Source organism: Flavobacterium sp. GL_143 (assembly GCF_057834355.1).
On record NZ_CM174401.1, the window covers coordinates 315573 to 337930 of the forward strand.

A 22358-nucleotide genomic window follows, 5' to 3' on the forward strand; every position below is an offset into this window, starting at 1 on the left:
TACCAACGCAATATTAATTATGATTTTCATTAATTATTCTCTTTAATTTTTTATTGTTTTATAATATATTATCTCTCCATAAATTCTTTTATCAAAATCCTTAAAAGTTCTAAAGAGTGACCATCATTAGCACTATATAGCCTAATAATTCTTTCAGGATCAATATCTTTTAACCCATCCTCAGCAAATTTTTCATGAATAAAACCTCTAAAAGAGTCAAAAAAATCGTGAACTACGGAATCACTTTTACCAATTGAATATCCTTTAAAAAAGATAAAGAAAGATTCTACATTATGAATTGAAAACATTGCTGGTCTTTTTGAAACAAATTGAATTAAATCAATATTTTCTAGTATTGTATTATTCTCCATTATCTTAAATTATTTCTTTAAATTATTCAATATCAAACACCTTACTTCTATCCTTATAAACTTCACCCCTTTTTTCAATCAAATAAAATGCTGACATAAAAACCATGGTTGCTACTATTTGATAAAAGATATCACTCAATTTTGTAAACTCCGCTAGAGCCAAGTAACAAATGACCATTGATACTATCCCGATAATAAATCCATAAATAGAATATATAATCTTGTTCTTTTTACTCATGATAAAAAAATAGATAACACTCATAACAATAGTTACATGAAACCTTACAATTACACCACCATCTTTCCCATGATAATAATCTAAATCGGGTAAATTTATCTTATAGTCAATATAAAAAATGATGACTAGATTCATTAAAATTAACAGCAATATAATAAAACTTCTTTTCATTTATTCCTTAGTTTTAAAACCGAAAAATATAACCATATGATTAACTTTTTTTGGGAAATGAAATTATAATTTATCTTCAGGTTTATTAGGTTTATCCTATAGATTACCGATTTTTTATTCGTTTCAGTAATATTATCAATAAAACAGTATTCAACACAATTAAAAATATCACTCCTAAAATAATGACATCTAAATTTTTAAAAAGTAGATTATTAACAAACACATAATCTGTTGATTCCATAGGTATGATTTTTCCTTTATCCATAATTTAAAATGTCACGTTTTTATAGCTTCATTAAAAAATCTATTCGTAATATATTTTTCTCTTTATTATTTCATAAACGACTATTGTAATTAGGACTAATTCCTCTTTCGTCATTTTTAACTGAACTTTTCTATTCTCTATCAAATATCTTTATTTTACCAACATACAATTGGAAAATAAGTTATTTCAAAATCTTTAATAATACTAGAAAATTTATTTCCATTTGCCTCAAGCCATCCATATTTATAATTTTGAAGTCCTTCTATCTTATTATCTATAACAAGGTAACTTCGGAAAACTATTGTATCGTTTCTATATAATATTAATTCATTTAAAACTGTAGTCATATCGCTTTCTGTGTACCTAAGCGGAATCTCACTTAGCTTTTTAATTAGCTTTATATCTTTGGTCATTAAATATTGTCCATACGGTATTTTTGTAGAAATTTCATCTCTTTCATTTATTATCACTGAAGCTTTCCAATAATTCCCATCATCAAAATTAAAAGAACTAAAAACATTTATTCTGTCTCCTTTATTGGATTTATCATAAGTTAGACTATCTGACTCATCAAATTTTGTATGAATAAGTATTGGATTGTATATAAAATAGATATAACTAATAACTAGAAGAAAACTAAAAATTATTTTTTTATTCATCTTTTCCCTTTTTAACTGTTACTACTTCTCCTTGTTTTTCTCTAACACGTTCGTTCCAAACTTTTTCTTTATACCAATTAGAAGATTTAATCTTAACATTATAAAATAAATATGCCCCTATCAAAAATATTATAACGACAAAGCTCAATAAAATGCCTTTTAGAATCCTTTGTTTCATATTTTTTTTCTTTTACATCATGGTATTTCCCAAGAATAAGGCTTTTTATAATAAGGACTGATCCCTCCTCCATCACTTTTAATTGGACTTTTCTTTAACTTATCATACATATCTAAAACATTATTGTAATCAAGATTGAGAAAAAATGTTTCATCTTTATTAATCATATAATATTTTATTTGTTGATTTTTTAAATCATCTTCATATTTATAAGAACCATATTCTCCCATAGAATACAGGGGTACTAAATCTTTGTCTAAAAAAATAATTTCATATATACCATACATAATTTTTTCATTAGGATTATAAAACACACCAAAATTATAAGCTTCATTGGTCTTAATACATAGTATAATATTTCTTTTTTTATCCGAAAGAATTTTTATTTTTTCATCAAATCCAAATAATGAAAAATTACTATCATCATATTCTAGTTTTAAATTCAATCCCCATTTAGCAGACGACACACCAGCATCGCATATTTGCTTAGATTCAATCATTTTTTCTATACCTGTCGAGAAACGTATATTCTCAATGTTTTTACAATTGTCTTTACAGCTAATTATAAGCACCGAAAAGATTAGTATTAATAATTTTCTATATATCATTTTACTTTTTCATTAGCTTTCATAAATTTTATTTTTCAAAATTAATCTTCCCAAGTTAATACTTCATCTATTCCACAAATAATATACATAACTTATAATCAATAACTTAATCATCTACAAACTTATAGAAAAGCAGATAATAGCGAATTTGTCTGTAGTTTTATTTATGATAAGATAAGACATACTTTTAATTAACGATAATAGATTTATTAGAACAAGTTCTTGAAATAAAAAAAGAAAACGATTTAAAGATAAATTTAACATTGGAGAATAAATTAAATAAATAATATTTTTTCGTGTTGTGTTATTCAATAATAATTAATATATTCGTATAACATTGATTTTCAATTACATAAAACAACAAAACATCCAAAGCCTCATTTCCGACAGACTCTCAAAGTTTGTTATTGGCAGTATTATCTACAACAGGATATATGAGTTGTTTAAAATATCAATACCACGCCCCCTTTCCCTAATATTTACTTAATAATCTAATTAATCTTATGAGAGAATCTACTCCATTAACACCTACGCTTACGGATGAAGAGTTGCTTACTATAACGCAACGATACACATTTAAATACTTTTGGGATTATGCATCAAGCTCAGGAATGGCATACGAGCGTATTCCTGTTTCGGGAACAGCCGGAAATACCGTTACCTCTGGCGGTTCGGGATTTGGAGTAATGGCAATTTTAGTTGGCATCGAGAGAGGATTTATTACAAGAGAACAAGGACGACAACGTATTGATAAAATTGTCGATTTCTTAACCAACTCGGCCACTAATTACAAAGGAGCTTTTGCTCATTGGATAAATGGAAATACAGGTGCAACCATTCCGTTTAGCGCAGATGACAATGGAGGTGATTTGGTCGAAACATCTTTTATGATGCAGGGCTTGATTACGGCACGTCAGTATTTTAACCAACCAATAGTAACAGAACAAGCTCTGGTTATTAAGATTAACATACTTTGGAACAATGTTGATTGGAATTATTTTACATTCGGATCAAATAAGCTGTACTGGCATTGCAACAATGAGCTGCAAAATGTAAAGAATTTGGGTATTGTAGGCTGGAACGAGTGTATGATTACGTATCTGTTGGCTATTGCTTCACCCACTCATGCTATCGATCCCAGTTTGTGGCAAAGCGGCTGGTCATCGGGCGGTACTTATAAAACCAAGAATCAAAAATTTTATGATATTACGCTTCCTATTGGAAACGGAAATGCAAAAGGTGGCCCTCTATTTTTTGCTCATTATTCATTTCTCGGATTTAATCCTAAAAATTTAAGGGACACTTATAATGATGTAAATTATTTTCAGCAAAATCAGGCTCATACATTAATAAACAGAGCTTATTGCGAACAAAACCCGCTTACATATACGGGATATGGCCAAAACAAAGCCTGGGGATTAACTGCTTCTGATGGCCCGACAAGTTACAGCGCCCATTCACCCGGAAATGACAAAGGCGTAATTGCCCCAACAGCTGCTATCTCGTCAATGCCATATACTCCTAAAGAGTCATTAGCCGCTCTCAGATATTTTTATGAAAAGTTGGGGTCGAAAATCTGGAACGAAAAAGCGGGATTTGTAGACTCCTTTAATGAAACCGCCAATTGGGTTGATGGTAGTTATTTGGCTATCGATCAGGGGCCTATTATTTGCATGATCGAAAATTATCGTTCGGGTATGCTATGGGATTATTTTATGTCGGCTCCCGAAATTCAATCAGCATTAATCAAAATACAATTTAAACCAGATTATTATCCGCGTCCCATAATTAGAGAACCACTTGTAATTGACAATTTTGAAAACGGGCAAATTAACTTTACCAATAAAATTAATATTAACCCGGCTGCTTCTATGCAAATTACGGTAGTAGATAATCCCGACAAAACAGGATCAAATCAAAGTAATAAAGTCCTGAAATTTAAACGACTGGACAATGCTACTAAATGGGCAGGTTTTTTTTCTTCTCTAAAGGAGCCGCTCTCGGAGTATAAATATTTATACATGAAATATTATCGCAATAATCCGAATTCTCAGATCAGGGTTAATATTTCGACTGAATTCTTATCTCAAAGTCCATTAGATAAACAAAATGAATGGGGAGTTGCCGTATTTGATTTATTGACGAATAAGGTAAAAGATATCTCTACTTTTGGCATTCAGCCTGATTTTACTGATAATCGTGCCGTTGGAGATACTGTTTACATCGATCAACTAACCTTTAGCGATACCGAAATTGATCTTAATCCTTTCTACAACAATGTCCCAAAAGAGCTAAAAACAACCGATATACAGACCAATTCTATTTCTTTAACATGGGATATTCTTCCCGGGGTAACTTCATACGATGTTTTTAAAGAAGGTGTTTTTCATCAAAACATTAGCACTAATTCGATAACGATACATAACCTGAATACATTTGATATTTACTACTTCACAGTAAGAGGGCGGGATGACAACCAGAATCTTTTTACCGATATGAGTAACAGTCTTTATGTAGCGACGCTAGAGACAAAAGCGCACAAAGATGAACGAATGAGTTGGTGGCGTGAAGCAGGTTTTGGACTATTCTTACATTGGGGTGCTTACTCTGGACTGGCGGGACATTATACAGGACCAACTTTAATGAAATCCGGACCTTATACTGGCCCCGATTATTGGATGCAGGATTATTATTCGGCTTATCGCCCCGAATGGATTAACCCCGATGGGACTATTAAAATAGACCCTACTACAGGAGAGCCTTACAAACGTGGTCAATATGCCGAATGGATTATGTTTGCTGCCCAGATTCCCAGAACTGAATACAAAACGCGCTGGCAACAAAACTTTACAGCACAAAACTTCAATGCTGCCGAATGGGTACGAATGGCAAAAGATGCTGGTATGAAATATATTGTCATTACTGCCAAACACCACGAAGGTTTTGCCTTAATGCATACACATCATGTGGGGTACAATATTCAGGATGATACTAATATCTCAGCCGATATTTTAAAAAATTTAGTGACTTTGGCTCATGCCGAAGGGTTAAAAATTGGGTTTTATTATTCGCAATGTCTGGACTGGATGAATCCCGGAGGAATGGGATGGATTCCCCAAAACACAACCCCTAGTCATGAAGCTGCTTATGACGACATGGCGCAATATACAGATACTATTGTAGTTCCTCATCTCGAAACCATGATTAATGATTATAACATCGACCTTATTTGGTGGGATATGGGAGGCGGCAGCAAACCTGAATTCCGCTACCGAATGATGAAGGCTATTAAAAATATCCCTGGATCTGATCGTTTGATATTTAATAACCGAATGGAAGATGGTTTGACCGGAGATTATGCTACCCCCGAACAAAACATTCCTAATATGCCTCCAAACGGAGATGGAACAGACTGGGAGACTTGTATGACCATGAATGATAATTGGGGTTATGATGCTTACGATCCGCGTTGGAAAACCGAAACAGATTTAATTCAAAAGTTGATTGATATTATCAGTAAAGGAGGTAATTTCCTTCTCAATATAGGTCCTGAAGGAGATGGAACATTCCCGCCTGAAGCAATAAACAGACTTGATGGATTTGCTGCCTGGATGGCAATAAATAAAATGGCAATAGAGAAAGCCTTACCTAGTCCTTATACAAAACAATTACCTTGGGGACGAGCTACTCGCAAAATTGTAAACGGAACACAATATCTATACCTACATGTATTTGCCGATGATTGGCCTCAAGACGGAAATCTAGCTGTTCCCGATTTACGTGAAGGAAGCGTTGTTAAAGCGTATTTCCTTGCCGATACTACCAAAACTGCGTTAAACATAACTCCCAATGACAATGCATCGGGATATATTATTCCTGTACCAGAAAATCCTTTGGATAGTATTAGTACAACCATTGTTTTAGAAATGTCTGAAATTGTAGATATACTTATTCACTTTGTTAAACAACACAAAGATGGTACACTTAATTTAAATGCAGTCGATGCTAAAGCAACTGGATTAAGTATTGAAAATGGACCGCTTTATAATCTCGGATCATGGACTGATGATGCTAACTTTGCGACTTGGTATGTAGAAGTCATTAAACCCGGAAACTTCTTTTTGGATGCTATTGTATCTGGCTACTCAGGACAGTTTGTACTTAAAGTAAACGGAGTAGATCAGGGACCGTATCCGTTTACAACAACAAACGGTTTTAGTAATTATCAAACTTTATCTCTCGGAATGATTAATCTGTCTGTTGGTATTTACAACATAGAACTACATCGTATTTCTAACGGAGGATGGGATCCTGTCAATGTGCGTCAAATTCTAATTCATCCTTATATTGACACAACTCCTATTATTAATCAAAATACAGATAACACTCTTGTTCTTCCTGCGCAAAATGCCATACTACACGGAAGTGGCATTGTAATAGAACATGCTCCTAATTATAACATTGGAGGATGGACAAATGCAGATGCTTATGTAGGGTGGAGAGTAAAGGTGAATAAGGCAGGAATTTATCACTGGCAAAGTGAACTAGCCGGATATTCTGGTAAATTTCAATTGGTGATAAAAGATATTTCAAGTATTATTTATCCGTTTACCACAACCAACAATAGCTTTACAAACTATCAAACGAAACAATTGGGCGATGTTTATCTTGAAGAAGGAATTTATTATATCGAATTGCATCGTATTTCCAACGGAGGCTGGGATCCTGTTAATGTGCGTAACATTACCTTTTACCAAGATCTGCTTTAAAAGGTAATTGATCTAATAAAAATAGTTATATATTAGTAATTACAGAAATGAGCTAATAACTGTATCTCTATTTGATAGAGATACAGAAACTATTTTATTACATCTAAAAGATAGCTACTACTTGAAACAAAAAATGCATATGTAACACATTGATTGTAAGTATGATTAAACTTGAAAAGCTGATTATTATTGGGATTGTAATACTTTGTAGTAGTTGCAATAAAAAAAATGAAGTTGTAAAACCAAAGATAGAACAAGACGTTAAAGACCAAAAGCATTTAGTTTTAGACTATCACAAAAATTATTTCAAAAAGCTACGAAATGAAATGGATAGAATAGAAATTTCTCTCTATAGAATTAAAGACGATACTCGGCAGGACACAACAAAACTTGTTGGGTTAGACAGAATACTTGATAAAAAGAAAATAAAAGAATTTGATTCTTTATTTGATTCAACAAAAAATGAAGGCTACTGCTGCTGTCCTAAAACTCATTATAGAATCGATTTATATAAGCAGCAAAAAAGACTAAAAAGGTTTAATGTTGATACTTTAAAAGTAAAAGATAAAGCATTTATTTTTGATACAAGTTATCAAACATCGTACATAATTCCTTTAACTGTTTGGAACAATTTCTTAACTGATTCCAGAGTTGTTTCTACTAACAAATGAAATGAAGTTTCAAAGACATAAAAAAACCTATTTCATTACGAAATAGGTTTTTTATTTTATAACTCTGTCTAGTCCTGAAATAACGATACATAAAAAAACATCGTTATGAAAGAGCACTCAAATTATGTAAAGCGTAGTCAACGCGACTACAGTATGTCATTAAAGCTTCAAATTGTTAGTGATATTGAGAAAGGATTTATATCTATTACTCAGGCAAAGAAACAATATGGTATTCAAGCCCGTTCAACTGTTGTTCAGTGGCTTATAAAATTTGGTAACTTTGATTGGGAGAACCAAACCCCAATCAAAATGATAAAAACACCCGAACAAAAGATTATGGAGCTTGAAGCTCAAGTCAAACTTTTAGAGAAACAAAAGGCATTCTTAGAGAGACAGGCTTTTGTTGCTGACAAAAAAGCGATTCTGTTTGATATGATGATTGATTTAGCTGAAAAGGAATATCATATTGATATCCGAAAAAACTCTGTGCCCGAACAATCGCCCATTTCAGACAAAGAGAACGAGAAACAATAGCATTTACCTGTTTTTTGTTCGGGATAGACAGACAGGTTTATTATCGAAAAATTAGAAGAACAACATCCAGTCAGAATAAAGCCAAAGAAGTTGTATCATTGGTTCATAATATTAGATCAGTAATGCCTAGAATTGGTACTCGAAAGCTCTATTATCTTTTATTGGATCAACTCCATTTAATGAAGATTGGAAGAGATAAATTCTTTGATATACTCAGAGCTAATCATTTGTTGATAAAGCCTAAACGGTTATATCATGTAACAACCAACTCGCATCATCGCTTTAGAAAACATGAGAATTTAATTTTAGATTTAAATATAATCAGACCCGAACAAGTTTGGGTATCTGATATCACATATATTGGAAAAAGAGATAATCCTCGTTATTTAAGTTTAATTACTGATGCTTATTCCAAGAAGATAATGGGGTATTATGTAGCTGACAATTTAAATACTCAAAGCAGCATAAAAGCTTTAAAAATGGCTCTTAAGCAAAGAAAAAATTGCAATTTACCTTTGATACATCATTCTGATAGAGGAATTCAATATTGTGCTAATGAGTATCAAAATGAACTTATTAAAAACAAGATTTTATGTAGTATGACTCAAAACTCAGATCCTTATGAAAATGCAGTGGCTGAAAGAATAAATGGAATACTAAAACAAGAATTTTGGATTGATAAGTATAATTCAAGAGATAAAATTGTAAATAAAATTATTAAGGAATCAATTGCTGTTTATAATGAACTTAGACCTCATTATTCCAACTATATGCTGACCCCTAATCAAATGCATTCTCAAAACAAAATAAACATGAGAACATATAAAGCAAAAAACAGCAGTAAAAACGTTTTTACTGCTGTTTAATATTTTAATTTTATTTAATAATTCGTATCGTTTTTTTAGGACGAGACACTCCTCGGTTCAAAATTTGAACCTTTTACTTGAATATTTTCGAGCTTTAAGCAACTTGCCAGAGGTATGAAAAGAAAGTATTTAATTTTTAAAGTTAATTACAAGCGTTAAATAAACTTTAATCTCTTAATTATGTAATTGATTTTTGAGAGCGTACAACTTGCTTCTAAGATTTTTTAACATTAGAGGATCCGAAACTTTACCTTTAACCCTGGTTAAAAAAATAACTTCTCCGATAGTCATCTTTAAAGCATGTCCTTGTTTATTAAAAAGTTCCGAAATCAGTTTTGAAGTTTGCAACATCGGGTGAATTGATTTTAACATACTGAAGAAAAAACCATTATTTCCATGAAAATATATAGGCAGAATAGGAACATCAGCTTTACAGATAATTTTCCCTACCACGGGATGCCACTCAGGATCAGTGATTTCACTCGTCTTAAAATTATAAGATGAAACTTCTCCAGCAGGAAATATTGCAACAGGAATACCTTCTGATAAAGCTTTTAGCGTCATTTTTAATCCCGTAATACTCGCAGAATTTTGCAGATTTTCAAATGGATTTACTGCGATAATGCATTTTTCAAGATTTGGTATTTCCTTTAATAAAAAATTCCCCATATACATTGTATCAGGACGTATTTTTGCAATTGTACTTAATAAAGCTAATGATTCGATACCTCCATAAGGATGATTTGCAACAACAATAAAAGCTCCTTCGCGAGGAATATTAAGTAATTCGGTAGCATCATATTGGACTTTTACACCAATTTTCATTAAAACATAATTAGCAAAATCTGCACCCTCAAGATTACCTGCTTCTTTTACAACAGTATTTAAATTGTTAATTTTCATTACTTTCATTAAATAAGAGGATAATCCCGGGATAGGAATTTTAGAAAGGCCAGCAGCTTCAGAAAATTTTTCTTTGGAGATCAATGTCATATATTATAGCTAATTAAGGTTGAATGCAAAAAACTAATAAAAAACCTAAAAGGAATGGAATTAGCAATAAGTTAATGTGTATTTGGGAACTTTGTTATTATGACTTGAAACTAGAATTTGAAGTTATGAAAAGGAGAGATGATCAATCATCTGCATATTCTTTATCGCAATCATGGGTAAAGATACTCTGATTTTATACGTGAACGTTGAATATACGAATAAAACAATTTTAAAGAGGAACTATATTCACTTCATATTCAACTTTTGAACATGATTACATATTTCTTTTAACACTGACTTCGTAATTATAGAAATAAAAAAAAGGTAAAATACATTATGTATTTTACCTTTTTTTATGAACAATCTTGATACAAAATTAAAGCCTTTTACTTAGAGATTTCCAGATTTTGTGAAACTTGACAGAGGTCTGAAAAGAAAAGCATTTGATTCCCTAAGTTTATGAAACATGATTAAAAACACCTAAACTTACTCTAGCATTAGCTTTCCATTTTTAAATCCCAAAAACATCAGGCACCTCTAAATCACTCAACAGTCATAACCAATTCATTTTCAACTTCGTTCCTAAAATAAAACTCTTTTTTATAAAAAAATAGTGTGAAGAGCAGAGCTTCTTATTTAAATTCTAACAAACTCTTTTATTACATTTTATAACTAAGTCCACATTCAAAAGTATTGTTTGCATAAGCACCTAATGCTCCAAAATATTTAGAGTAAGCCAGGAAAACACCCAAATCATCAAGCGAAATTCCAAATGCTGTAGAAACAGTTTTATTAGTATGGTAAAATGCAGAAATGTTTATTTTATAATCTGGAAAATTAAACCTTCCACCCATATCCAAAATATCTTTGTGCCCTTTAACACCTCTATAAGCTAACAATGGCTCAACATTTAAGTTTTCATCTCCATTAGATAGTAATATCTTGTAACTTATAGCCGAATAAAAAGTAGAACGATCTGCATAATTTTTAATACCATTATCATTTTCATAGAAAAGATTATGAAGTTTTGGCAATGATGCCTGAACTGTTAATAATCTGCTAGTATAAGCAATACCCAAATCTCCATCAAAAATGGCACCCTCGTTATAGTTCTGTAGTGCAACATCATCCAGACTTCCTTCCACTTTATTATAATCTATAGCAGAAAATTTTGCACCCGCAGACAAGCCGAAATGTATCTTTTGGTCAACTCCTGTTGGTAAATGATAAGCATAAGTTCCCATTATCCTTGTTCTATTGATTAAACCTGCTCTGTCGCTATTAACATTTAACCCTAGTCCAGTTCTGTTTCCGGAATTGTATTCGAAAGTAGCGTTCATTAATATCGGATTTCCCGGAACTTCATCCCATTGTCTTTGGTAACCTACATTAAACTTCATCCCTTTATCTAACCCTGCCATTGCAGGGTTGTTTAAATATTGGTTTTGAAAATACATAGACTCGAATTCTGTTAACTGCGCATTTGCGGAGTTTGTCCCTAATATAATCAGGAACATAATTACCTGTATATAGATTGCTCTCATTGATTTTATTTTCATTGTATTCATTTCTGTGTGGCTATCTTCTAACCATTTTTACTATTCTTATTTATTTTATTCTTAATTGTTATCTCTAATAATTGAAATGAACCCTTTCATTTTAGGTGAACCATTTCCTAGATCAATTAAATAGTAATAAGTATCCTCATTAAGTGGAGATCCTTTATAAGTACCATCCCACTCATTGTTATAATTATTTTTAGAATACACTAATCTTGCTGCTCTATCAAAAACTTTAACCGAATTGTTTGGATATTTATCAAGACCTGGAACTATCCAAAAATCATTTTTACCATCTCCGTTTGGAGTAACAATGTTTGTTGGTATAATTTCTTGTGGTACAGCATCTGCTCTATTTACAATAACAATATATGTTTCTTGTGTACCATCTGGCGCTGTAACCACTACTGTAACTTCGTTATCACCAACTTTTAAATCGATTGGAGCTGTAGCATCTGTAATCGTTTTTCCGTCAACAATCATTTCAACCTTTGCATCCGGATCGATTGATTTAGGTGTAATTACAATTGAGTCAGTTTCATTTGGTACATCTACACTATAATCTTTTGTATCTGTATTAAAAGCAGGACTTAATGTCCCATCACTTACAACAATATCAGATAAACCAGCATTATCAGAAGGCTTATCATTAGCATCTTCTCTTGTAACAATTACAGTGTAAGTTTCTTGTGTACCGTCAGGAGCAGTAACCACTACTGTAACTTCGTTATCACCAACTTTTAAATCGATTGGAGCTGCGTTATCAGTAATCGTTTTTCCATCAACAATCATTTCAACCTTTGCATCTGGATCGATTGCTTTAGGTGTAATTACAATTGAGTCAGTTTCATTTGGTACATCTACACTATAATCTTTTGTATCTGTATTAAAAGCAGGACTTAATGTCCCATCACTTACAACAATATCAGATAAACCAGCATTATCAGAAGGCTTAACATCAGCATCTTCTCTTGTAACAACAACAGTATATGTTTCTTGTGTACCGTCAGGAGCAGTAACCACTACTGTAACTTCGTTATCACCAACTTTTAAATCGATTGGAGCTGCGTTATCAGTAATCGTTTTTCCATCAACTATCATTTCAACTTTGGCATCCGGATCTTTTGGTGTAGGTGTAACTATGATTGAGTTAGTTCCATTTGGCACATCAACTGTATATCCTTTAGTGTCTGTATTAAAAACAGGACTTAAAGTTCCTTCACTAACCGTAATATCAGCTAAACCTGCATCATTAGAAGGCTCTCTTGTAACAACAACAGTATATGTTTCTTGTGTTCCGTCAGGAGCAGTAACCACTACTGTAACTTCGTTATCACCAACTTTTAAATCGATTGGAGCTGCGTTATCAGTAATCGTTTTTCCGTCAACAATCATTTCAACCTTTGCATCCGGATCGATTGATTTAGGTGTAATTACAATTGAGTCAGTTTCATTTGGTACATCTACACTATAATCTTTTGTATCTGTATTAAAAGCAGGACTTAAAGTTCCTTCACTAACCGTAATATCAGCTAAACCCGCATCACTAGAAGGCTCTCTTGTAACAACAACAGTATATGTTTCTTGTGTTCCGTCAGGAGCAGTCATAACTACTGTAACTTCATTATCACCAACTTTTAAATCGATTGGAGCTGCGTTATCAGTAATCGTTTTTCCATCAACTATCATTTCAACTTTGGCATCCGGATCTCTTGGTGTAGGTGTAACTATGATTGAGTTAGTTCCATTTGGCACATCAACTGTATATCCTTTAGTGTCTGTATTAAAAATAGGACTTAAAGTTCCTTCACTAACCGTAATATCAGCTAAACCTGCATCACTAGAAGGCTCTCTTGTAACAACAACAGTATATGTTTCTTGTGTTTTTCCATCCTGTGCTGTAATTATAGTAGTAATCTCATTTTTACCAACTTCTAAAAGAATGTTTCCACTAGCAGTGCCATTAGCTACTTCTTTTCCGTTTACTGTTATTGTTGCAGTACTATCAGAAGTAAAAGGTGTAACTGTAATATCTTTAACATCGTTTTTTACTGTAGCTGTATAATCTTTAGTTACCTCTGCAAATACTGGGCTTAAAGTACCTTCGCTAATAGCTAAATCTGTCATACCTGCATTACTAGAAGGCTCTCTTGTAACAATTACAGTATAAGTATTAATAGTTCCATCTTGAGCTGTTATTATAGTGGTAATCTTATTTTCACCTACTTGTAAAGTAATTTCTCCGCTAGGAGTTCTACTAGGCACTTCTACTCCATTTACTGTTACTTTTGCTTCAGTGTCTGCTGTAGTTGGTGTAACTGTAATAGTTTTAACATCATTTGGTACTGTAGCTGTATAATCTTTAGTTCCTTCTGCAAAATCCGGACTTAACTTACCTTCACTAATAGCTAAATCTGTTAAACCTGCATTAGTAGATTTAGTCACTTCTAAAGTACCAGAAACGAAAGTAATATCATAATTTGTTGATTTTGCTCCACTAACAGTGATGTCATATTTTCCTACTGAACTATCTTTAACTGCCTGCGTAACAATTGTCACTGGCATACTTAAACTTGTAACAGTATCTCCATTTACAAACCCAACATAAGTTGCTGTTAAAACTGGATTATCATTACCATGCTCTTTTTCCTTATTATCTGCTGTGATTTTTAGCTCAGCAGGAGTAACAGTTAATAATCCTTTGTTATCATAAGTAATGGTATAGTTTGATGAAACTGCTTCACTAGCTATGATTGAATAAGTTCCTACTCCACTTCCTATAAGTGCACTAGTTACAATCTTAGCTGATGGGGCCAAACTTGCTTCAGTATCTTCATTTACAAAACCAACATAACTTACTGTTAAAACTGGATTCTGAGATCCGTAAACTTTACTATTATCATTTGTTGTAATAGTTAAAGCCGCAGGAGTAATAGTTAATGATCCTTTATTAACATATGTAATTTTATAATTTGATGAAGCCGCTCCAGTAGCTGTAATTTCATATTTTCCTACTGGGCTTCCTGTAACTGCTGTAGTAGCAATTGTAGGCTTTGCGGTTAAATTCGCTTCAGTTTCACCAGGCACAAAACCATCATAACTTACTGTTAAAACTGGATTCTGAGATCCGTAAACTTTACTATTATCATTTGTTGTAATAGTTAAAGCCGCAGGAGTAATAATTAATGATCCTTTATTAACATATGTAATTTTATAATTTGATGAAGCCGCTCCAGTAGCTGTAATTTCATATTTTCCTACGGGACTTCCTGTAACTGCTGTAGTAGCAATAGTAGGCTTTGCGGTTAAATTCGCTTCAGTTTCACCAGGCACAAAACCATCATAACTTACTGTTAAAACTGGATTCTGAGATCCGTAAACTTTACTATTATCAATTGTTGTAATAGTTAAAGCTACAGGAGTAATAGTTAATGATCCATTTATCGGCTCATATTTAAACTTATAATTCAATGCCTCTGCTCCAGTAGCAGTGATTGGATAAGTTGTTCCTGCTACACTTCCTTTAACTGCCGTAGTTGTAATTGTAGGTAGTTTAATTAAAATCGCTACAGTCTCTCCATTTACAAATCCATCATAACTTACTGTTAAAACTGGATTGTCTGATCCATAAGCTTTTTCCTTGTTCTCTGCTTTGATAGTTAATTCTGCTTTATCTACAGTACTTGTCGCTATTGGTATATTTACCGTAGTTGTACCATTACTCGTTAAAGCAATATTTCCAGAGGAATAACTTCCTGCTGCAGTTGTCGCTTTTAATCGAACATAAATCTTTGATTGCGCAATATTACCAGTCGCTCCAAGAGTAAGTGTATTAGCAAAAGTAATTCCATCTGTACTTACTTCAAACTCTGAAGATGGCGTAACTACAATTCCTTCAAGCATTGCGATACCTGTTATATCAAAGTTTTTTGATACTGATGGTGTGCCATAAATTGTCGTTAATGCTGGTAAGCTATTTGTACTTACTACTATTGTTGGCCCAACATTTACGATACCACTATTAGAAGTAAAATAAACATTATTTTTATTCACTGCGTTTGAAAGTGAGCTTCCCCATGATCCACCAGATCCTGCATTGCCACCAAGTTTTATACTTTTAGCTGTATGCACGAAACCAGCTGTAAGATCAGCAACTACTCCAGTCGCTATAGAAAAAGTATCATTTATTGTAGTTTTAGCACCAAATGTTTTAACTCCAGTTCCTGATAATACCAAATTATTATAAGTTATGGATCCTGATCCTAAATTTTGAGCTTCTCCATTAAATTCTACAGTACTAGTTCCTGGTACAAAATTACTTCCGTTACCTACAACATCCCCTGAAATTTTTAAAATACTTGAACCTCCGTTTAATGTTCCTTGGGTTCTAATCCATTTAGTAAATGTATGAGTCAAATTTTTTCCAAGATTAAGTGCCCCACCTATACCGTCAATTGTTAATTCTTCTGCCTTAACATTAGCTGTAAAAGTAGCTGTTCCAGCAGTTTTGCTCATAACAACTCCCTTTGTAGATACAAAACCACCAATATTTTGATTACTTGTACCTGTCAAATAAACATATCCATCAGTTATTAATGACCCTTCGCTGTTCATAAAATTACCCGCGAAATACATATTACTGTTGTTACCAACTACTAATGAAGCTTCTGAATCTATGATAAGCGACACTCCTTTATCAAATTTCTTCTCTAAATTATCACCTATAGTGACTACTTTTGGAGCAACAGTAGAAATCTGAACCCCACCTTTCGAAACAAAGGGAGTAACCCACTCCGGTCCAACTGTCTGATTCGATACACTATTGTACCTTAAAGCTGCATTATCACCATAAACCGGCGCAGCAGAAGCTGTTGCAGAACCAGTCATAGTTAGCGTACCATTTACAATTACTCCAGAACCAATTGTTCTTACACCACTACCAGAAAGCGTTAGATTATGATAACTATATGCACCAACAGATCGTGTTGTTGTACCATTATAAGTTACAGTTCCTTTTTGATCTGATACAGTACCAGTATTTAAAGAACCTCCAGTCATCATTCCTCCAATTAGTAAATTTCCATCTCCGGAAAAAGTCACATCATTTTGAAGCGCAGTTCCATTCATTTTAACATCACCTTTTACAGTTACAGTTGAGCCGATATTTAAACTACACTTGCTGGTAGCTACGCTACTATTCATAATTATTGATGCAGTAGTCAATCCACCTAACCCCTTAACTGTCAGAACAACAATACTACCTGGAGTTGAATTTTGCAACGTAAGAGTACCGCAAGTAATTCCTGGGATAGATATTATCGGCTGATATAGCACATTAGGTCCGTTTGATATTAATATGTCATTGTCAAATGTCGGCATTCCTTCAGGCGCCCAATTTGCATCATCATCCCATGCAGTGCTCTGGGCTCCTGTCCATGTTTTTAGATCTTGGCCATATCCTATATTAAATAAAAGAATGGCTAATACTATAAGTAAATTTTTGTTCATTTTTATTTTATTTCTGTTCGTTTTTTTTTAAGTTTTTATTCATTTTTGCTAATTTTCTATTTCATCTTTTTAATTTTTTAAATTCATTTATTTATCACTCTTTTTTTTAATTTTAAAGACCAATACAACTCTTTAAAAACAATCGCACATAACTCACTAAACATTAATTTTAAAATTCTCAAAAAAACACTTTAAGCAAGTAGGAATTTTACAAAAAAACAACCCCAAAAACATAATGTCCTGATTGTAAAATTATTGCAATTATAAGTTGGCGAGTTAGCCAACCATGAGGGTTAGCGCTATTATATTATTCAAATATTGCAGTAATTAAGATCTGTTTTTACTTTCAAAAGTTTTTAAACTGACAAATAAAGATATTTATAAGAAATGTAGTGTTATTTTAAAAATATAAACAAGTATAATCTTTAAAAACAAAAAAATGCTCAAATATTGCACTTCAATGATAATCTAATCAAATAGATAGCGCAAAGTAGATTCTGGAATTGAATAAAAGAGGTAAAAATGATAAGCTTTGAGTTCCAATGATTACCAATTAAGACTCATAAAGAGAACATGTGATAATTCATATATTCAAAAAAAAAAGGTAAAACACATAATGTATTTTACCTTTTTTAGGGAATGCCTCGGTACAAAATTCGAGACTTTTACATGGAGATTTCCAGAGTTTAGGAAAGAAAATTTACCCCTGATAAAACTGAATACATAATTTACCTCAATCGGTAAATCATTTCAATTATTTACCCAAGCTCATTTGTTTTTCGCCCCAGATCCTCATTTGATTGATAAAAGGGATTAATTCTATTCCATTTTCAGTAAGAGTATATTCAACACGAGGTGGAACTTCAGCATAAACCTTTCTTGAAATTAGTTCATCGGCTTCTAATTCTTTGAGTGTTTGAGTGAGCATTTTGGGGGTTATACCTTCAACTATTCTTTTTAATTCACCGTATCTCATCAAACCATCTTTTAAATACCATAAAATTCTTCCTTTGTATTTCCCGCCTATTCTTTGAAAAGCATAATCAACTGGACAATATGCTTTTTTTAAACTTTTTTCCATTAATTAATTTTTTAAATTACTGATAATCAGCAATAGTATATTTTTAACATCTTAATCACTAAAATGTATGTACTTGCAATAAAGATATTAAATTACTTTATTTACTATAGTCTTTAAAGGAAAATGAATATAAAACAATTAGCAGTATTTATGTTATTCACCATAATTACTTGCAAATCGATATTATTGAACGCAAAAAAAACAATATGAGTAATTTAGCCCAACAAGATTCAGTAAACATAAAAGTATTAGAAATCCGTAATTATTTATTAAAACCAAATTTAGTCGATAAGTTCAGTGATTATTTTCATTCCAAATTTGTTGACCAAATGAATGAATTGGGTGGCTACACTTTGGGAGAATTCAAAATTAATAGCGTAAATGATAGATTTGTTTGGTTTCGTGGTTTTAGAGACATGAAAACTAGATTAAAATTTTTGAATGATTTTTATATTGATAGTGCAACTTGGAAAGAATATGGTAAAGGTGCAAACCAGCTGATGATAAATTCTGACAATGTTTATTTATTACGACCATTAAAGAAAGAAATTAATAGTGGATTGCTAAAAACCGATAAAACAATTACCGTTGTAGATTTTTATATTTGTAACAGCACACTTGAAAAGGTTATTGACCTATTTGACACTACATATATTCCTTTTCTTAAAAATTTAGAAATAGAAGATATAACACTTTGGGTAAGCGAAATGACTGAAAATCATTTTCCAAGACTACCCGTTTTTCAAGATAAAAACCTTTTAGTGAGTATTACACATTACAAAGATGAAAATGACTTTTATACCAAGCAAAATGAAATTGATAATATACCAAGTGATTTAAAAAAATCGATGCAAGAGTTAGTAACCACTCAGAATAAATTAATGCTTTTAAATTTGAATCTTTAAAATCTAAGTTAAAAACTATAAAGGATTCAAACCGGTAAACTTAATAAACATAGAGAGGTTATCAATCAGTTTAAACTATCAATGATTTTGTCGAACATAAAAAAAGCCTGTAAAACATTGATTTTACAGGCTTTTTAATTTTCTTGTGACCACGGTAGGGTTCGAACCTACAACCCTCAGAGTCGAAATCTGATATTCTATCCAGTTGAACTACGCGGTCAAAATATTTAAAATTCAATTTTTTAAATTCCAAATTCCAATTTTAAGTTTGGAATTTGGAATTTATTTTTTGGATTTTTTATACTAATAATTTCTTCACAATAGTCGAAATGGTTTTTCCTTCAGCAGTTCCACCCAATTGAGCAGATGCTAATCCCATTACTTTACCCATTGAAGCAATTCCAGAAGCTCCAGTTTCTGCAATGATTTTTGCAATAACTACCTCTACTTCTTCTTCGCTTAATTGTGCAGGCAAGAATTTCTCGATTACAGCAATCTGAGCTAATTCTGGCTCTGCTAAATCTGGACGATTTTGCTCTGTAAAAATTCTAGCGCTCTCTTTACGAGTTTTAACTAGTCTCTGAAGCAATTTAATTTCATCATCTTCCGTTAATTCTTCTTTAGATCCTGTAGCTGTAGCAGCCAATAACATTTCTGATTTAATTGCTCTTAAAGCTTCTAATGCAACAGTATCTTTTGCTCTCATGGCGGTTTTAATTTCGTCCATGATTAATGTTTGTAAACTCATCTCAGTTTTATTTTTTTATAAGCCAGGCTTATAGATTTATATATTTATTTAAAATTTGTTCTCTCCTTATTTATCCTGAACAAAGCCGAAGGACTCGAACTGATAATAAAATTCACTTTAAAAGTCTATGAAAGAAGTCAAATTTCTAATTCTGTGCGAAGATAAAAAAAATAACCCGAAAATTAAATTCAATTTTCGGGTTACCTCATTTTGATTTTATCGTATTAATCTACGTTGTCGTGCAAAAATGAATTGTTAGAACGCAACTGTAAATCATTATTACTATCTGTTCCTACAGAGATTCTAGAATTTGTGTTGTTCTGTGAACTGTTAGAAAGATCAATACCTAATCTTTTATAGGCTGGCTCTTTCTCTAGTTCTTCAACTCTAGAAACGTTATTATGGAACTTATAATTAAATTCTTTTAATTTCTTTCTTCTTTCGTCAGCTCTCAAACGTAATGTTTCTTCGATAGTTAATTCCATCGGAGATACCTCTGCAGAAAAATTAGTTTCCGGAGTAACCGCTCTTTGGTGAACTGTAATATTAAGCTCTTCTGGAATAACTTCTTCAATTACCTTTTCAACAGGTTTAGATGAAGTAAAATCATTTTCAAGCTCCATATACTCTTCCAAAGAATATTTGATAATACCTTTATCTGAAAGTTCTGTAACTGGAACAAACTGAACTGGCTGATTTACTTTAATATCACGTGTTTCATTTGATAATTCAAATAAAACTCTTGTATCTTCTACTACTGGTGGAGCTTTAACTTCTGGCTCAGTTCTAAAAAGAGGCAAGTCAAAAGAAAAAGTAGTTTGCTCTTCTTTTTCTACGATTCTATGTTGAACAGCTCTTACAGGGGCAACTTCAGGAGCTGAAATAGTAAAATCAATATCTGTAATTGGAGAAACGATTTCAAAAGTCACATCTAAATTTTTAATAAATTCAGACATTACAACTAATTCATCTTCGTTAATCACTGGAGTTTGAACAATCGGTGCAACTGCTGTAGGTGCAGGAGTATCATCGATTAATTCAAAAACTATTTTTTCTTCTGGTTTTGGTGTTGAAGGTGTTTCAGCATTCAAATCAAAAGAAGTAACTGTTTTATTCGTTAAATTATGAACACTTCTTTGCTCATCTTCTAGCGTATGGATAATTTTTTTAGGCTCTGTATTTACGATTTCATTTTGTTGTTCAACATCAAAACCAGTCGCAATAATTGTAACCGCAATAGCATCACCAAGAGTTTCGTCTTCACCAACCCCCATAATTATATTAGCGTTAAAACCTGCTTCTACCTGGATATGATCATTGATCTCTCCAATTTCATCAAGAGTAATCTCGTTAGAACCTGAAACGATAAGCAACAATACGTTTTTAGCTCCCGTAATTTTATTGTCATTTAACAATGGAGAATCTAATGCCGAAATAATAGCATCTTTTGCTCTGTTTTCTCCAGATGCAGTAGATGATCCCATTATAGCAGTTCCACTATTAGACAATACTGTTTTAGCGTCACGTAAATCGATATTCTGAGTATAGTGATGCGTAATAACTTCAGCAATACCTCTAGAGGCTGTTGCCAAAACTTCATCAGCTTTAGAGAATCCTGCTTTAAAACCAAGATTTCCGTATACTTCTCTTAACTTATTATTATTAATTACAATTAATGAATCGACTTGCTTACGTAACTTTTCAATACCCAAAAGCGCTTGCTCCTGACGTACTTTACCTTCAAAAAGAAACGGAATAGTAACGATTCCAACTGTAAGAATCTCTCTTTCCTTGGATAATTGTGCAATTACTGGCGCAGCACCTGTACCGGTACCTCCACCCATTCCTGCAGTAATAAATACCATCTTGGTATTGCGATCCAACATCTTCTCGATGTCTGCAATACTTTCAATAGCCGACTGCTGTCCTACATCTGGATTGGCACCTGCTCCTAAACCTTCTGTCAAGTTAACCCCTAACTGAATTTTATTAGGCACGGAACTATTTTGTAGCGCTTGTGAATCTGTATTACAAACGATAAAATCTACTCCTTTAATTCCTTGTTTAAACATATGGTTTATGGCATTACTACCTCCACCTCCTACACCGATAACTTTTATTACATTTGATTGATTCTTTGGTAAATCAAATGAAATGCTTCCAAATTCTGAGTTGCCCATCATATTTTTGGTTTTTTGATATTAAATATTAATTCTTGTATTATTTCAAATCGC

General features: G+C 32.4%; 16 protein-coding genes and 1 tRNA gene. 5 read left to right on the plus strand and 12 right to left on the minus strand.

All coding sequences use genetic code 11. The annotated features are described in order from the left end of the window. Positions 1–68: 68 nt before the first annotated feature. From AC3IPI_RS01230 to AC3IPI_RS01250, 5 genes are all read right to left on the minus strand, one after another. The gene (locus AC3IPI_RS01230) at positions 69–371 is read right to left on the minus strand and encodes a hypothetical protein (protein WP_489156627.1); all 303 of its coding nucleotides are present in this window, start codon (positions 369–371) and stop codon (positions 69–71) included. Positions 372–393: 22 nt separating this feature from the next. After that, positions 394–780 (minus strand): hypothetical protein, encoded by a 387-nt coding sequence (locus AC3IPI_RS01235; protein ID WP_489156629.1) that lies wholly within the window; start codon positions 778–780, stop codon positions 394–396. A gap of 420 nt (positions 781–1200) precedes the next feature. Next, positions 1201–1704, minus strand: a complete 504-nt coding sequence (locus AC3IPI_RS01240) for a hypothetical protein (protein ID WP_489156631.1) — start codon at positions 1702–1704, stop codon at positions 1201–1203. After that, positions 1697–1882 carry a hypothetical protein gene (locus AC3IPI_RS01245; RefSeq protein ID WP_489156633.1) on the minus strand — a complete coding sequence of 62 codons (186 nt, stop codon included), beginning with the start codon at positions 1880–1882 and terminating at the stop codon, positions 1697–1699. Before AC3IPI_RS01245 ends, AC3IPI_RS01240 begins: the two co-directional genes overlap by 8 nt. 17 nt (positions 1883–1899) lie before the next feature. Then, positions 1900–2490 (minus strand): hypothetical protein, encoded by a 591-nt coding sequence (locus tag AC3IPI_RS01250; protein WP_489156635.1) that lies wholly within the window; start codon positions 2488–2490, stop codon positions 1900–1902. Between the two features lie 503 nt (positions 2491–2993). On the opposite strand from AC3IPI_RS01250, the gene AC3IPI_RS01255 reads away from it, so the two are divergent. From AC3IPI_RS01255 to AC3IPI_RS01270, 4 genes are all read left to right on the plus strand, one after another. Then, a complete protein-coding gene (locus AC3IPI_RS01255) occupies positions 2994–7259 on the plus strand; it encodes an alpha-L-fucosidase (RefSeq protein ID WP_489156637.1) in 4266 nt (1421 codons plus the stop codon). A gap of 161 nt (positions 7260–7420) precedes the next feature. Then, positions 7421–7930, plus strand: a complete 510-nt coding sequence (locus tag AC3IPI_RS01260; protein ID WP_489156639.1) for a hypothetical protein — start codon at positions 7421–7423, stop codon at positions 7928–7930. Positions 7931–8035: 105 nt separating this feature from the next. After that, entirely contained in the window at positions 8036–8464 is a 429-nt protein-coding gene (locus AC3IPI_RS01265; RefSeq protein ID WP_489154864.1) for a transposase, read from the plus strand. 14 nt (positions 8465–8478) lie between these two features. Next, positions 8479–9330: an IS3 family transposase gene (locus AC3IPI_RS01270; RefSeq protein WP_489154862.1), complete on the plus strand. Its 852-nt coding sequence runs from the start codon at positions 8479–8481 to the stop codon at positions 9328–9330. Positions 9331–9504: 174 nt separating this feature from the next. On the opposite strand, the gene AC3IPI_RS01275 is transcribed toward AC3IPI_RS01270, so the two are convergent. The 4 genes from AC3IPI_RS01275 to AC3IPI_RS01290 form a co-directional block, all read right to left on the minus strand. Continuing rightward, positions 9505–10323 carry a lysophospholipid acyltransferase family protein gene (locus AC3IPI_RS01275; RefSeq protein ID WP_052250148.1) on the minus strand — a complete coding sequence of 273 codons (819 nt, stop codon included), beginning with the start codon at positions 10321–10323 and terminating at the stop codon, positions 9505–9507. A gap of 659 nt (positions 10324–10982) precedes the next feature. After that, positions 10983–11882, minus strand: coding sequence for a PorP/SprF family type IX secretion system membrane protein (locus tag AC3IPI_RS01280; protein ID WP_323488750.1), 900 nt, complete (start codon positions 11880–11882; stop codon positions 10983–10985). A 60-nt stretch (positions 11883–11942) separates the two neighbouring features. Continuing rightward, positions 11943–17390, minus strand: a complete 5448-nt coding sequence (locus tag AC3IPI_RS01285) for a cadherin-like beta sandwich domain-containing protein (RefSeq protein ID WP_489156642.1) — start codon at positions 17388–17390, stop codon at positions 11943–11945. A 754-nt stretch (positions 17391–18144) separates the two neighbouring features. Next, positions 18145–18471, minus strand: a complete 327-nt coding sequence (locus AC3IPI_RS01290) for a winged helix-turn-helix transcriptional regulator (RefSeq protein WP_039118454.1) — start codon at positions 18469–18471, stop codon at positions 18145–18147. Between the two features lie 206 nt (positions 18472–18677). On the opposite strand from AC3IPI_RS01290, the gene AC3IPI_RS01295 reads away from it, so the two are divergent. Continuing rightward, on the plus strand, positions 18678–19376 hold the full coding sequence (locus AC3IPI_RS01295; protein ID WP_489156644.1) for a hypothetical protein: 699 nt from the start codon (positions 18678–18680) through the stop codon (positions 19374–19376). Between the two features lie 146 nt (positions 19377–19522). Here AC3IPI_RS01295 and AC3IPI_RS01300 read toward each other — a convergent pair. The 3 genes from AC3IPI_RS01300 to ftsZ form a co-directional block, all read right to left on the minus strand. Further along, a tRNA-Arg gene (locus AC3IPI_RS01300) sits at positions 19523–19596 on the minus strand. Positions 19597–19674: 78 nt separating this feature from the next. Beyond that, positions 19675–20124, minus strand: a complete 450-nt coding sequence (locus AC3IPI_RS01305; protein ID WP_489156646.1) for a GatB/YqeY domain-containing protein — start codon at positions 20122–20124, stop codon at positions 19675–19677. A gap of 224 nt (positions 20125–20348) precedes the next feature. Continuing rightward, positions 20349–22307 (minus strand): cell division protein FtsZ, encoded by a 1959-nt coding sequence (ftsZ, locus tag AC3IPI_RS01310; protein ID WP_489156648.1) that lies wholly within the window; start codon positions 22305–22307, stop codon positions 20349–20351. Between the last annotated feature and the right edge of the window lie 51 nt (positions 22308–22358).

Bases quoted from the DNA above. Each gene is read 5' to 3' on its own strand.
- AC3IPI_RS01230 (WP_489156627.1), bottom strand. From the start codon at position 371: ATGGAGAATAATACAATACTAGAAAATATTGATTTAATTCAATTTGTT.
- AC3IPI_RS01235 (WP_489156629.1), bottom strand. From the start codon at position 780: ATGAAAAGAAGTTTTATTATATTGCTGTTAATTTTAATGAATCTAGTC.
- AC3IPI_RS01240 (WP_489156631.1), bottom strand. From the start codon at position 1,704: ATGAATAAAAAAATAATTTTTAGTTTTCTTCTAGTTATTAGTTATATC.
- AC3IPI_RS01245 (WP_489156633.1), bottom strand. From the start codon at position 1,882: ATGAAACAAAGGATTCTAAAAGGCATTTTATTGAGCTTTGTCGTTATA.
- AC3IPI_RS01250 (WP_489156635.1), bottom strand. From the start codon at position 2,490: ATGATATATAGAAAATTATTAATACTAATCTTTTCGGTGCTTATAATT.
- AC3IPI_RS01255 (WP_489156637.1), top strand. From the start codon at position 2,994: ATGAGAGAATCTACTCCATTAACACCTACGCTTACGGATGAAGAGTTG.
- AC3IPI_RS01260 (WP_489156639.1), top strand. From the start codon at position 7,421: ATGATTAAACTTGAAAAGCTGATTATTATTGGGATTGTAATACTTTGT.
- AC3IPI_RS01265 (WP_489154864.1), top strand. From the start codon at position 8,036: ATGAAAGAGCACTCAAATTATGTAAAGCGTAGTCAACGCGACTACAGT.
- AC3IPI_RS01275 (WP_052250148.1), bottom strand. From the start codon at position 10,323: ATGACATTGATCTCCAAAGAAAAATTTTCTGAAGCTGCTGGCCTTTCT.
- AC3IPI_RS01280 (WP_323488750.1), bottom strand. From the start codon at position 11,882: ATGAAAATAAAATCAATGAGAGCAATCTATATACAGGTAATTATGTTC.
- AC3IPI_RS01285 (WP_489156642.1), bottom strand. From the start codon at position 17,390: ATGAACAAAAATTTACTTATAGTATTAGCCATTCTTTTATTTAATATA.
- AC3IPI_RS01290 (WP_039118454.1), bottom strand. From the start codon at position 18,471: ATGGAAAAAAGTTTAAAAAAAGCATATTGTCCAGTTGATTATGCTTTT.
- AC3IPI_RS01295 (WP_489156644.1), top strand. From the start codon at position 18,678: ATGAGTAATTTAGCCCAACAAGATTCAGTAAACATAAAAGTATTAGAA.
- AC3IPI_RS01305 (WP_489156646.1), bottom strand. From the start codon at position 20,124: ATGAGTTTACAAACATTAATCATGGACGAAATTAAAACCGCCATGAGA.
- ftsZ (WP_489156648.1), bottom strand. From the start codon at position 22,307: ATGATGGGCAACTCAGAATTTGGAAGCATTTCATTTGATTTACCAAAG.